This window comes from Arenibacter sp. 6A1 (assembly GCF_012272855.1).
In the GTDB taxonomy this organism is placed as follows: domain Bacteria; phylum Bacteroidota; class Bacteroidia; order Flavobacteriales; family Flavobacteriaceae; genus Arenibacter.
Genome location: NZ_JAAXCQ010000001.1, coordinates 105,109 through 117,778 on the forward strand (window position 1 = coordinate 105,109; position 12,670 = coordinate 117,778).

Genomic DNA, 12,670 nt, shown 5'->3' on the forward strand with positions numbered 1-12,670 from the left:
AACTATAACAATGACTATTACCTATTCACAGGAACAACTATCAACAGTAGCACAGCAAATCATAGCCAATACCCCCAACAAAACCCTGTGCTTTTACGGCCAAATGGGAGCAGGAAAGACCACTCTGATAAAAGCTATAGTCTCAGCCCTTGACGGCTCAGGAACCACCAATAGCCCTACTTTTGGAATTGTTAATGAATACCACAATTCCAACGAAGAATTACTGGCCTACCATTTTGATTTTTACCGCCTAAACGATGAAACCGAAGCCTTGGATATGGGTCTAGAAGATTATCTATACGCCAATACTTGGGTGTTTATAGAGTGGCCAGAAAAAATTAACTCCCTACTTCCGGACGATTGCTGCAATATCAACATAAGCATCATCGATGAAAAAACCAGATCTCTTACGATTTCGTAACCTCTTCCTTACCTACAAACATATAAAACCCCAGGTTATTTTTAAATAACCTGGGGTTTTTGCTTTTTATCTATACAAAAAACCCTGTAAAACACTGCATTAACAGACCTACAGAGTGTTTTTGAAAAATCTTATGCATTTTTTTTTAAAATTATTACAGACCATGTAGTCTTTTTTTATATATTTGTCATGTCAACAAATCAAAACCTATAAAATTAAACCCCATGAATACTAAGAAGTTTTTATCCGGAATCGCCGCCTCAACACTGTTGCTGTTACTTGCTTTCTCTTGCAACACTCACGATTCCGCTGAAGAGGATGCTGTATACAAACAAAGTATAGACCGTACGGAAATCAAAAAACTTCCTTCAAACGGCATTGACAGAACTAAAATAAAAAAGCTTCCAAGTAACGGATAGTATTGATCCAATTCATTAAAACCCAACCAATCAAAACCCATAACACCAAAACCTATGAACATTAAGAAATTTTTATCCGGAATCGCTGCCTCCTTGTTGTTGTTTACTTTTTCATGTAACACTCACGATTCTACTGAAGAGGATGCTCTATACAAGCAAAGTATAGATCGTACGGAAATCAAAAAACTTCCTTCAAACGGTATTGACAGAACTAAAATAAAAAAGCTTCCAAGCAACGGTATTGACCGAACTAAAATCAAAAAACTTCCAAGTAACGGATAGTACTGATAACCTTTATTAAAACCCCAGCAACCAATCAAAACCCATAAAACCAAAAACTATGAACACTAAGAAATTTTTATCCGGAATCGCTGCCTCCATGTTGTTGTTTACTTTTTCCTGCAACACTAACGATTCTACTGAAGAGGATGCTCTATACAAGCAAAGTATAGATCGTACGGAAATCAAAAAACTTCCTTCAAACGGTATTGACAGAACTAAAATAAAAAAGCTTCCAAGCAACGGTATTGACCGAACTAAAATCAAAAAACTTCCAAGCAACGGATAGTACTGATAACCTTTATTAAAACCCCAGCAACCAATCAAAACCCATAAAACCAAAACCTATGAACACTAAGAAATTTTTATCCGGAATCGCTGCCTCCATGTTGTTGTTTACTTTTTCATGTAACACTCACGATTCTGCTGAAGAGGATGCTCTATACAAGCAAAGTATAGATCGTACGGAAATCAAAAAACTTCCTTCAAACGGTATTGACAGAACTAAAATAAAAAAGCTTCCAAGCAATGGTATTGACCGAACTAAAATCAAAAAACTTCCAAGCAACGGATAGTATTGACAACCTTTATTAAAACCCTACCAACCAATCACACCCCATAAAATCAAAACCTATGAACACTAAGAAATTTTTATCCGGAATCGCTGCCTCCTTGTTGTTGTTTACTTTTTCATGTAACACTCACGATTCTGCTGAAGAGGATGCTCTATACAAGCAAAGCATAGATCGTACGGAAATCAAAAAACTTCCTTCAAACGGTATTGACAGAACTAAAATAAAAAAGCTTCCAAGCAACGGCATTGACCGAACTAAAATCAAAAAACTTCCTTCGAATGGATAATTCTTATACTATTTATTAAAATAAGGTTTCTAGATTCATCAGAAACCTTATTTTTTTACTATATATGTACTTTGAAAACATACCGCATAAAATAAAGCATGTTGAAATCGTACAAAAACCTTGATAGTTCTCCCAAAAAAACGAAATCAAGAAGTATTCTTATAGGGAGTATCGTAGCTTTTGTTATCGCTATGACCCCATACTTATTCTACCTTTACAAGTCAGCTCCCACTGGCAGCACCTTGGATTTTTACTTTTTCACCTACGAAAGCAAATACCAAGAAAGTATTTCCTTGGTCATGTGGTTTTTTATGGTAAAATCCATTCCATTGCTATTAATGCTGATTTGGTTTTTCACATGCAAACATTGGTGGTACCATGTATTGCTGATTCCTATTGCAATGTTTTCTTTTCAAATTGTTTCCCTAATTTATGAAGACCGATATTTAGACGAAGTAGAGCTATACTGGTTATTACCTATAATGACCATAATAATTCCATTTGTTTATTTTATACGTTTAAAGTTATTCGACAAACATGTTCTGGGTATTGACCTAGATGCCATGGACCAGGAATTAAACGCTTACAAGGAAAAGGAGCGTTTAGAAAAAGAAAAAAACGGCTAAAGAAAAAATATCGTAATTTTGAATTTGGGAGGTTCCGGTATTTATCGGAATACTAAAGACTGAATTACAGCGTATGATCCAACATTCCTCACCTTTTAGCAGACAACAGTTACTGCCTCAAGAAGAAACTTTAGAAACACTTAGGCAGAAAGGAGAACTGTTTATTGGGATTCCCAAGGAGAATCAATATCAGGAAAAACGGATTTGCCTCACCCCAGATGCCGTTAACGCGATTACTGCTAACGGACATCGAATTTTAATTGAGTCCGGAGCTGGTGAAGGCTCCAATTATTCCGACATGGACTATACCGATGCCGGAGCAGAAATCACCAGAGACACCAAAAAAGTATTCTCCTGCCCTATCCTTTTAAAAGTAGAACCTCCTACCCTTCACGAGATTCAATTGATGAATCCACAGAGCACCATTATTTCTGCTTTACAAATAAAGACCCAGAACAAAAAATATTTTGAAGAACTCGCTAAAAAAAGGGTAACCGCCATTGCTTTTGAATACATCAGAGACGAAGACGGTAAATATCCTGCCGTAAGATCGCTAAGTGAAATCGCCGGAATCTCCTCTGTTTTAATCGCCTCCGAGATCATGTCTGCCACCAATAAGGGAAATGGCTTAATGTTCGGCAATATTAGCGGCGTTCCGCCAGTAGAAGTAGTCATCATAGGTGCTGGTACCGTAGGTGAATTCGCTGCCAGATCTGCCATAGGTCTTGGTGCTAATATTAAAATATTTGACAATTCAATCTCTAAACTGCGCTGTATACAGACCAATTTAAAACAAACCGTATACACCTCTACTTTACAGCCTAAAAACTTACTAAAAGCCCTAAAACGGTGCGATGTAGCCATAGGAGCGATGAGAGGAAAAGATCGCTCTCCGGTAGTCGTTACCAATACCATGGTAGAGCAAATGAAAAAAGGAGCCGTTATCATAGATGTTAGTATTGATATGGGAGGCTGCTTTGAATCTAGCGAGGTTACCACTCATGCAAAACCTATAATATCAAAATACGGCGTATTGCATTATGGAGTGCCTAACATCCCTTCAAGATACCCCAAGACCGCCTCCATTTCTATAAGTAACATCTTTACTCCCTATTTATTGAAAATCGGCGAGGATGGTGGGTTTGAAAATGCCCTCCGATTTGACAAAGGTCTAAGAAACGGTTTGTATCTTTACCACGGTATATTAACTAACAAATCTGTAGGCGAATGGTTCGACCTTTCCTATAGCGACATTAATTTTCTTATTTTTTAATTTATGGCATTTTTAAAACGTTTAGGCTTCTTCATTTTCGGGCTATCCATTGGTTTAATATTTTTAACCGTATTTCTGAAGAAAAAGTCCGAAGAAACCGGTTCGGAATTTTGTTATTTCCCCAATTGCAGAGCTCTTAAAGATATTAGATCCAAAGACATATCGTATTCCGACGCAATAAACCAACTCATCCAAGAAAAACAATTGGACAGCACCGATATCGATAATTTTTTACAAAATGGAGATGTCAATTTTAAAAGAAGCCAAACCAAGACCACTCCTTGCAAAACCTATATAATAGAAGGAACCCTACGAGAAAAAGAAGCTGTCCTTACCGTAAAAAACTGCGCTAAAAAGGCTACCATAGAACGTATTGATCCCCAATAAACACATCAATTTCTATTAAAAAAGCGATCCCGTTAAAAACATAACAGGATCGCTTTTTCGTTATATCGATTTTCGGCAATTTACTTATTCCACAAAAACCTTTTTATATTCTATAGAAACTTACAGTTTACGACGACTGCGTTCTTTTTGCAACAAGGAAAGCTCTCTACTGGTTTGGCCAGCCACCGAAGTGTTTTCTTCTGCTCTTCTGATAAGATAAGGCATCACATCTCGAACAGGCCCAAAAGGCAAGTACTTGGCTACCTTATACCCTCTGTCGGCCAAATTAAAAGATATATGATCGCTCATTCCGTACAATTGACCGAACCAAACCCTATCGTCATCGACCTTTATATCGCGCTCTTTTAATTGCTCCATCAATTTATAACAACTGACTTCGTTATGGGTACCGGCAAACAAGGACATCGTCTCTATATTGTCTAACATATAACTTATCACACTGTCAAAATTTTCATCTGTAGCCATTTTTGATGCGCAAATTGGGGTAGGATAACCTTTTTCTTCCGCTCTTAAGTTCTCCTTTTCCATATAAGCGCCACGAACCACCTTCATTCCAATAATATAATTGTGCTTCTTTGCATCTTCATGAAGTTTTTTCAAATATGCTAACCGATCCCAACGATAGGTCTGTAGCGTATTATATACAACAGCCTTCTCTTTGTTGTATTTCCGCATCATGTCTTCAATAAGCCTATCTGCCGCGTCTTGCATCCAACTTTCTTCCCCATCTATCAACAGGGAAATATCTAAGTCCTGAGCTTTTTTACAAACACGATCAAACCTATCTACGACCCGCTCCCACTCCTTAGTCTCGGCCTCAGTCAAGCTTTTTCCTGCACTTACCTTTTCATATAGCCCAAACCTACCAAATCCGGTCGGCTTAAACACAGCAAAAGGGATAGCCTCTTGTTCCTTGACAAAATCCAATATTTTTAGGGTTTTCTCAAAGCAAGCCACTAACTGACCTTCTTCTTCCTGCCCTTCCACAGAGTAATCTAAAATCGTAGAAACGCCTTTTTGATATAACTTCTCGGTTACCGACAAGCAATCTTCCTCATTAACTCCTCCACAAAAATGATCAAATACCGTCACCCGTATGAGACGTTCAACAGGCAGTTTAGCCTTAATTGCAAAATTAGTAACCGCTGTACCTATTTTAACTAATGGTTCATTTGCTATTAACTTAAATAAGAAATAGGCTCTTTCTAGTTCTGAGTCCGTTTTAAGAGCAAAAGCCGTTGCGGTATCCTCAAAAATATCCTTCATTTATACGAATTTTATAACGGGCCAAATATAAGTACAGTATTTGTATTCTTATCACACAAAATAGTGTTTATTTTGTGTTTCAAATTTTATTTCAAATGAACTCTATAACAACACCGTCTTACGCCGTACATTTTAACCAAATTGCTTATGCGGAATTAAATAAACATCTGTCACAGTCCAAATACTCAAAGATTTTTATTCTAGTAGATGAAAACACCCATAATTACTGTTTGCCAACTTTTATGGCTCATATTAACGGGGATTATGATTTTGAAATTGTAGAAATTGAAGAAGGAGAAGTAAATAAGAATATACATACCTGTACCCAGGTTTGGGAGGTTCTCTCAGAATTGGACGCAGACCGAAAAAGCGCCATGATAAACCTTGGCGGAGGAGTCGTTACAGACTTAGGGGGCTTTGTGGCTTCTTGCTTTAAAAGAGGTATAGACTTTATCAACGTCCCTACCACCCTATTATCTATGGTAGACGCATCCGTGGGCGGAAAAACCGGAGTCGACCTAGGCCCTTTAAAAAATCAAATTGGCGTTATTAATCAGCCACAAATGGTGTTGATCGTCCCAGAGTTTTTAAAAACACTTAATGAACGTCAATTGCAAAGTGGTTTTGCAGAAATGCTTAAACACGGACTTATTAGAGATGCGGCTTATTGGGAAAACTTAAAAACTGTTTTGGACTTTGAAAATATAGCTGATTTTATTTACACTTCGGTTACCATTAAAAACGAAGTCGTTTTACAGGACCCTACCGAACAAAATCTTCGTAAAATACTAAACTACGGACACACTTTAGGACACGCAATAGAATCGTATTTCTTGGAAAGCCCAAAGCATGATTTATTATTACATGGAGAAGCTATCGCTATTGGGATGATTCTAGAAGGATACCTTTCCTTTAAATTGACCGGCCTTCCAGCATCAGAATTAAATGACATTAAAACTACTTTTTTAGCCAGATACCAGAAAACCACCTTCACCAAAACAGACATAGACACTATTCTGACTTTATTGAAGTTTGACAAGAAAAATTCTCACGGCAACGTGAATTTTGTATTGCTAAAAAACATAGGAGAATGCGCAATAGATATCAAGGTTCCCGAAGACTTACTAAAGGAGGCCTTTGAATATTATGCAGAATAAATACAACACTTTCAAGAGACGTGGATAGACCCCACACTACTGGGATATCTGGTTCCGATAAAACAATAGGAACCAGATATCTAAGCTAGTCACCAAAGACAAATAATCTCCAGTATAACTATTTTCAAACAAGCATTTAGCTTCATTAAAAATGACTGGGCACCAATAAAATCACTCCGACTGTTTTCTTAAAACTCAAAAGAAAATACATACCAAAAGCCGTGTTTAGAGTCCAAAACACCGAATATCTAGTGATATAGAGATTGCTAACAAACTCCTTCTAATACAGTTCTCCAGGCCGCTCTCTTTATTCCATAGGGAATCCCATAAGATTTCGAAAATCGATTTTATTAACTACACAATCACCACCAAGAAATCTAATCCTTATATTAGGCAGGCATATATTTTTGTTCCAAAATCAATTGATGGTGTTTTTGATGCCCACAGATCACAAAGCCTAAAACAGCAACACTCCACTTTATATTGCTTGCCGTTCCTTCACGTCTTAACATATCATCATCTAAACCAGAAAACAAGGAAATAGTAGCAGCCCTAACGGTTCTATATTCTTCTATTATACTCTTTTTACTCCTACTATTAGCATTACAATGCAGAACAAAATCATCTTGATCAAATCCGGGCAAAGAAGTTTTGTCATTCCGCAAAAACCGCAGGGCCCTATATTGAAAAACACGTTCGGCATCTATAACATGCACGAGCACTTCGGCAATTGTCCACTTCCCTTTACTGTAAGACGAAAAAAATAGATCACCAGGAATATTTTCTATAAAGGAAATAAATTCATCCCTACCATCCTTAAATAAATCCATCAATTGGTCGTCATTCAACAAGGACACATAAGAGCCATAAAACTCATTATATACCTCATCAGATAAATTAAACTTGTTCATACATGCCCTAAATTAAAAAAATCCCAAACAAATAATTTGAATGGGATTTTAAGTTATTATTCACCTATAATTACATTTCGTTAAAAATAGTATGCATCAATCGTTTTTTGTCATTGATGCTTTCTTCTAGAGAAATCATCGTTTCCGTTCTGCTGATTCCATCGATATCATCGATTTTAAAGATAATATTTTTAGCGTGATTGGTATCTTTTGCACGAATCTTGCAGAAAATATTAAACTTACCCGTGGTAATATGAGCAACAGTTACATTTGGTATCAAATTCAATCTTTCCAAAACAAATTTTGTCTGGTGGGTTTTTTCTAAGAAAATACCAACGTAGGCAATAAATGCATACCCAAGCTTTACATAATCTAAAGTCAAGGAAGACCCTCTTATTATCCCGGCCTCTTCCATTTTCTTAACACGAACATGCACAGTACCGGCAGAAATCAAAAGTTTTTTTGCTATATCTGTAAACGGTGTCCTAGTGTTATCTATTAACATATCTAGGATTTGGTGGTCTATTTCGTCTAATTTTACTTTACTCATTAGTGTTTAGTTTAATTGCAAAAATAAAACAAAAACAAATTAAATTCAATAAAACAATGTTTTTTTTATGAAAAATGTAACAGAATTAGGATTTTAAAAAAGTATTCCAATTTATTTTAACAACAAACAGACCTCTCCATACTTCTCCAACTCCTGTATGTCACTGTCATTTAAACAGTTAAATGTTTTATGCCCATACACACCTTCTAAGATACCTACATCTTCCAAACTTTCTTTAAAAACAACCTCCCCGTTTATCAAGGTTTCTTTAAATAGAACCCCTGCGCTCTCCCCTTTTTTATATTTAGGATTAAAAAGATGAATGTTATTAATCAATACGTCATAATACAATTTATTATTGTTGGGGATTTGAGCATACTCCTTAATATTATAATTGTTTACTTCATTTTTAGCAATAACATCCAAGGCCTTTTCTAGTGCTATGTAAATAAACCGTCTAGTTTCCTCTCTTTGATAATCATTTTTATAATGCCCTGCTTCAAATAAAATTGTAGGGGTATTCAACATTTGGAAAGTATCCCCTATACAATTGCTATTAAACCCATCATCATATCTACCCACCTGACCAGGAATAATTTTCTGCAACTCCTGATTCATAGCCACAATTAATTTCATACTCATTCCTCTTGTCTGAGAAATACTTCGTTCTTCATCTTGAGCCGGGGCCAAAAAAGAAACCGTTGCAGGCATCGGTGTTTCTCCTACGTTAAAAATAGTACGCTGATCATGAAGGTTAAAACAAAAATCGGGATTAAACCCTTCGTACACATTTCTCAGTACGACACTTTCGGGCTGAGTTCTTTGCTGCGCATCTCTGTTCAAATCAACTTGATTTGCATTTACCCTAGTATAAGCTGCAGCCCCATCCGGATTTAAAATAGGGATTATTTTAATCGTACAGTTTTTAAGAATTGACAATGCTTTTTGTTCGTCGGTCTTCAAAAAATTCAGAAGATCTAAAACAGCTTTCGTAGTGGTAGATTCATTTCCGTGCATTTGAGACCACATTAAGATTTTAGTCCCACCATCACCTAAAGTTACCATTTTAATTTCTCGATCCTGAACAGACCTACCTATGGTTTCTACCTTAAAATCTCCTGGCAGTTTTCCTAAATACCCATCGATATCACTACCCACAACATACCTTCCTTTTATTGATTCCTCCTTTATAGCACTATACTTCTTCTGACTCATTACAACCGTAAATTTATTAGCTAGCCACAAAGGTAAGATCAAATTTAATTACATCTGTAACACCTATGATTTACTTTTGTAAACTTATAGCCGTCATGCGGACATGTTGATTTTTGTAAAATGTTACATTTGTATAAGCAAAAATAGACTCGATTAAACATACAACTTAATTAGTTCTATTTCAGTGCATTATATGTATTTATATAAAGTTTATAATTAATCATTAATTGTGATTTGGGATAATTTAAATTGGTTTTATAATTGTAAATTACCTATTTTTGACTATATTCAATTACAATGGTAAACACTTCGGAATTCATTGAAAGACTAAATAAGGTGCTGGGGTTTTACGATCTTTCAGCCTCTGTTTTCGCGGATAAAATTGGCGTGCAGCGCTCTAGTATCTCCCATCTCTTATCGGGCAGAAACAAGCCTAGCCTAGAGTTTGTATTGAAGGTAATTTCGGCTTTTCCCGACGTAGACCTGTATTGGCTCTTAAACGGAAAAGGCTCCTTTCCTAGCCGATCGAAAACAAATGACACTGAAAAGAAAACCGTTGCCGCTCCAGAAATTCAGCCTAAAAAACCAATTCAGCAAAATGTTGATCCTTCAGAAAAACACAAGACAATTGAAAAGATTATCATCTTTTATACAGACGGAAGCTTTAAAGCATACAATGAAAATGGTTAAATAAATATTTTCTTTTTTCCCACATTCCGACTAGATAATCATCCTTAAATTCTTTATTTTGCAGGCATGATAAATAAGATGTTTTTAGGTTTAGTTGTGCTACTTTTTGGCGCTAGCTCTTGCTACCAACCAGAGCGAAATTGTAAAAAATTTCAAAACGGAAAGTTTTCGTTTTCTACGGAAATAAACGGTGAAACCAAGACCACCATTTTTACTCGTGAAGACGCTATTGAAATTGACGAGTATGAAGGAAGAATAGACACCTCATCCGTAAGATGGATTAACGATTGCGAATATATCGTCAAAAAATTACATCCAAGAAACATGGCCGAAGAAAAATCTATTCACATGAAAATACTATCTACATCGGAAGATTCTTACACTTTTGAGTACAGCGTTGTAGGGAGTGCTAAAAAATCGATAGGTACCGCTATCAAAATTCAATAATACTTTTCAACTTACTTAACAATCAGGCCGCTTAAATAGCCCCAACGGTTAGCTGTGGTGATGTAAATTTATTACAGTGCGGCATTTTTCTTGAAGACCTTTTCTTATCACCCAGAAACACACCAGGAAGACCTATTAAAACAATCCTTTACCTTCTTCCTGCATATTGCAAGGCAACACTACCCTCTCTAAATAGTAGTCGCTATGCTCATTAGGATTTAATAACATTAGCGTCTTTTACCCCTAAACCAAAACTCAATTTTCTTGTCCCCAAGAAGCGTTTCCGGTTAAAAATACACCTACTATTACATATGGACTCAAAAGCCTATCAAATAACTTTAAATGAACACCTAGAGAGGCTTCATCAGCAAATCCTTCACATCCTCCCTCTGTAATCCTGCACATTCAATTTCTATAGAACACTAATTTGGGCGTTCCCTCCTTCGTCGGGCGGGCACTTGGCTGTATCCCTTGCTCCGCTGCGGGGATGCCGCCGCGGTCCCTAACGCAGAATAACACAAAACCGCACATCTCTAAGTTGATTTGGAAATTACCGCGTAAGAAAACCTTCAAAACTTGCCCTTTATAAAGATAGCGCTCCCTACCATGAAAAACATTTCTACTACCCCGTCTAATAGACACAATAAAAAAAGCCAAACTAAACTAGTTTGGTTGGCTAAACGACACTTCTGCTGTCGATTTACTTTCTTCTTTTAACAATCGTTGTTGTTGTTTCACCGTCAACGTACTGCCGTCAGGACTCCATCCCGGAGGCCCAAAAATATACATCAGAGCATGAGACAACTTTTTCGAACGTTTTACATCCAAATAAATATCCCTAAACTCATGGGTCAGTATCACTACGGGATTATAGGTGTCTGGTGCGTGGGTCACCCCGTACTTTACATCTATATTTTCATCGTACTCTTTCCAAGTGCCAAACATTTTATCAAAAATATTTAAGAATCCACCATGGTTTTTATCTAAATATTCTACATTTTGCGCATGATGTACCTGATGCATGGTATGGGTATTAAAGATTTTCTCGAGAAAACCTAGCTTGGGAATATATACCGAATGCAGCTGAAATTGCCATAAAGCCTCGATCCCTAGACACACCACTACCATTTCTGGCGGAAAACCAATAGCTGGCATCCACATATAAAACAATGGTTTATAAAAAATAGTAAACCAACCGTTACGAATAGCAGTTCCTAAATTAAAATTATCAGAAGAATGATGCACTATATGTGCAGCCCATAGTATTCTGATCTCATGATTGGCCCTATGAAACCAATAATATGTAAAATCATCCGCTAATTGACAAAAAATCCACACATACCAGACATAGCCAAATGAAGTATACCCTAAAATATTGGTCCTAACACCATCGGTAACCGGATTAAAAAATTCATAAGTATATTCAAATATGACAATAGCCGAAACAACTTTGATCAAAGGAGCGATAATAGCCGATCCCACCCCCATAAATCCGCTAGCAGCTAAATCTTTCCAATTATACAACTCGTCATCTCCGTGGGTTTTACTGTAGGTAAGTTCTAATAAGATAAAAGCAATAAAACATGGTACTCCATATACCAAAGGGTTGGTAAAATCCATAAATCAATCAATTTTTCTCAAATATAGCAATATAATAAGATTCTTAAAGAATATAAAAGAAAGACTGCTAATAAGGTCGGGGATTATTTTTTCAAACCTCGAAGCAATTCGTTTTGTTCTTCCATAAGTTTTTCCAAACTGGCCAACAACTGAATGTCTTTTGGAGTTTTTACCTCTTTATCTTTAGGGTCTTCGGCTTTTGTCCTAAAACGGGTCATAAACTTTATAACCACAAATATAGTAAACGCAATAATTAAAAAATCCACCAAAACCTCAATAAGAGCGCCATAGCCTATAGCGACTTCTTCTATTTCTCCCTGAGCCTCCCTTAAAACGTATTGTTTATCGGAAAAATGGACATCGTTCGTCAAAAGAGATAAAGGCGGCATAATCACCTTATTGACCAATACACTAACTACTTTATTAAAAGCAGTTCCTATAATAATCCCTACCGCCATATCAATCATGTTTCCCTGAATGGCAAAACTCTTAAACTCATCAAAGAACTTCTTCATATGTAGTTATTT

Annotated in this window: 18 protein-coding genes; 12 read left to right on the forward strand and 6 right to left on the reverse strand. The window is 36.4% G+C overall.

The genetic code is table 11. From position 1 onward, the window contains the following. Nucleotides 1–10: 10 nt before the first annotated feature. From tsaE to HCG49_RS00465, 9 genes are all read left to right on the forward strand, one after another. A complete protein-coding gene (gene tsaE / locus HCG49_RS00425) occupies nt 11–421 on the forward strand; it encodes a tRNA (adenosine(37)-N6)-threonylcarbamoyltransferase complex ATPase subunit type 1 TsaE (RefSeq protein WP_168467598.1) in 411 nt (136 codons plus the stop codon). Between the two features lie 224 nt (nt 422–645). Next, the gene (locus HCG49_RS00430) at nt 646–840 is read left to right on the forward strand and encodes a hypothetical protein (protein ID WP_168467599.1); all 195 of its coding nucleotides are present in this window, start codon (nt 646–648) and stop codon (nt 838–840) included. A 54-nt stretch (nt 841–894) separates the two neighbouring features. Continuing rightward, nucleotides 895–1,122 carry a hypothetical protein gene (locus HCG49_RS00435; RefSeq protein ID WP_168467600.1) on the forward strand — a complete coding sequence of 76 codons (228 nt, stop codon included), beginning with the start codon at nt 895–897 and terminating at the stop codon, nt 1,120–1,122. Nucleotides 1,123–1,180: 58 nt separating this feature from the next. Further along, a complete protein-coding gene (locus HCG49_RS00440; protein WP_168467601.1) occupies nt 1,181–1,408 on the forward strand; it encodes a hypothetical protein in 228 nt (75 codons plus the stop codon). 58 nt (nt 1,409–1,466) lie between these two features. Next, nucleotides 1,467–1,694, forward strand: a complete 228-nt coding sequence (locus HCG49_RS00445) for a hypothetical protein (protein ID WP_168467602.1) — start codon at nt 1,467–1,469, stop codon at nt 1,692–1,694. A 58-nt stretch (nt 1,695–1,752) separates the two neighbouring features. Beyond that, on the forward strand, nt 1,753–1,980 hold the full coding sequence (locus HCG49_RS00450; RefSeq protein WP_168467603.1) for a hypothetical protein: 228 nt from the start codon (nt 1,753–1,755) through the stop codon (nt 1,978–1,980). Between the two features lie 98 nt (nt 1,981–2,078). Further along, complete coding sequence (locus tag HCG49_RS00455) at nt 2,079–2,606, forward strand: hypothetical protein (RefSeq protein ID WP_168467604.1); 528 nt, start codon at nt 2,079–2,081, stop codon at nt 2,604–2,606. 73 nt (nt 2,607–2,679) lie between these two features. After that, nucleotides 2,680–3,879 (forward strand): alanine dehydrogenase, encoded by a 1,200-nt coding sequence (locus tag HCG49_RS00460; protein ID WP_168467605.1) that lies wholly within the window; start codon nt 2,680–2,682, stop codon nt 3,877–3,879. Between the two features lie 3 nt (nt 3,880–3,882). Then, the gene (locus HCG49_RS00465) at nt 3,883–4,266 is read left to right on the forward strand and encodes a DUF4258 domain-containing protein (RefSeq protein WP_168467606.1); all 384 of its coding nucleotides are present in this window, start codon (nt 3,883–3,885) and stop codon (nt 4,264–4,266) included. Nucleotides 4,267–4,386: 120 nt separating this feature from the next. Here the strand turns inward: HCG49_RS00465 and HCG49_RS00470 are convergent, their stop codons facing one another. After that, nucleotides 4,387–5,553: a proline dehydrogenase family protein gene (locus HCG49_RS00470; RefSeq protein ID WP_168467607.1), complete on the reverse strand. Its 1,167-nt coding sequence runs from the start codon at nt 5,551–5,553 to the stop codon at nt 4,387–4,389. 95 nt (nt 5,554–5,648) lie between these two features. Between HCG49_RS00470 and aroB the strand changes: the two genes are divergently transcribed. Continuing rightward, on the forward strand, nt 5,649–6,710 hold the full coding sequence (aroB, locus tag HCG49_RS00475; protein ID WP_168467608.1) for a 3-dehydroquinate synthase: 1,062 nt from the start codon (nt 5,649–5,651) through the stop codon (nt 6,708–6,710). Between the two features lie 389 nt (nt 6,711–7,099). Here aroB and HCG49_RS00480 read toward each other — a convergent pair whose 3' ends face one another. The 3 genes from HCG49_RS00480 to HCG49_RS00490 all read right to left on the reverse strand — a co-directional run bounded on the left by HCG49_RS00480 (nt 7,100) and on the right by HCG49_RS00490 (nt 9,386). Next, nucleotides 7,100–7,621 carry a DinB family protein gene (locus HCG49_RS00480; RefSeq protein ID WP_168467609.1) on the reverse strand — a complete coding sequence of 174 codons (522 nt, stop codon included), beginning with the start codon at nt 7,619–7,621 and terminating at the stop codon, nt 7,100–7,102. Between the two features lie 70 nt (nt 7,622–7,691). After that, nucleotides 7,692–8,171 carry an Lrp/AsnC family transcriptional regulator gene (locus tag HCG49_RS00485; protein ID WP_072763445.1) on the reverse strand — a complete coding sequence of 160 codons (480 nt, stop codon included), beginning with the start codon at nt 8,169–8,171 and terminating at the stop codon, nt 7,692–7,694. A 111-nt stretch (nt 8,172–8,282) separates the two neighbouring features. Next, nucleotides 8,283–9,386 carry a M14 metallopeptidase family protein gene (locus HCG49_RS00490; protein WP_168467610.1) on the reverse strand — a complete coding sequence of 368 codons (1,104 nt, stop codon included), beginning with the start codon at nt 9,384–9,386 and terminating at the stop codon, nt 8,283–8,285. A 297-nt stretch (nt 9,387–9,683) separates the two neighbouring features. Here HCG49_RS00490 and HCG49_RS00495 point away from each other — a divergent pair, with 297 nt between their 5' ends. Both HCG49_RS00495 and HCG49_RS00500 read left to right on the forward strand, forming a co-directional pair. Further along, entirely contained in the window at nt 9,684–10,076 is a 393-nt protein-coding gene (locus HCG49_RS00495; protein WP_168467611.1) for a helix-turn-helix domain-containing protein, read from the forward strand. A 66-nt stretch (nt 10,077–10,142) separates the two neighbouring features. After that, nucleotides 10,143–10,523, forward strand: coding sequence for a DNA topoisomerase IV (locus HCG49_RS00500; protein WP_168467612.1), 381 nt, complete (start codon nt 10,143–10,145; stop codon nt 10,521–10,523). A gap of 663 nt (nt 10,524–11,186) precedes the next feature. Here HCG49_RS00500 and HCG49_RS00505 read toward each other — a convergent pair. After that, on the reverse strand, nt 11,187–12,143 hold the full coding sequence (locus tag HCG49_RS00505) for a sterol desaturase family protein (RefSeq protein ID WP_168467613.1): 957 nt from the start codon (nt 12,141–12,143) through the stop codon (nt 11,187–11,189). 83 nt (nt 12,144–12,226) lie between these two features. Further along, entirely contained in the window at nt 12,227–12,658 is a 432-nt protein-coding gene (mscL, locus tag HCG49_RS00510; RefSeq protein WP_168467614.1) for a large-conductance mechanosensitive channel protein MscL, read from the reverse strand. Nucleotides 12,659–12,670 lie beyond the last annotated feature (12 nt).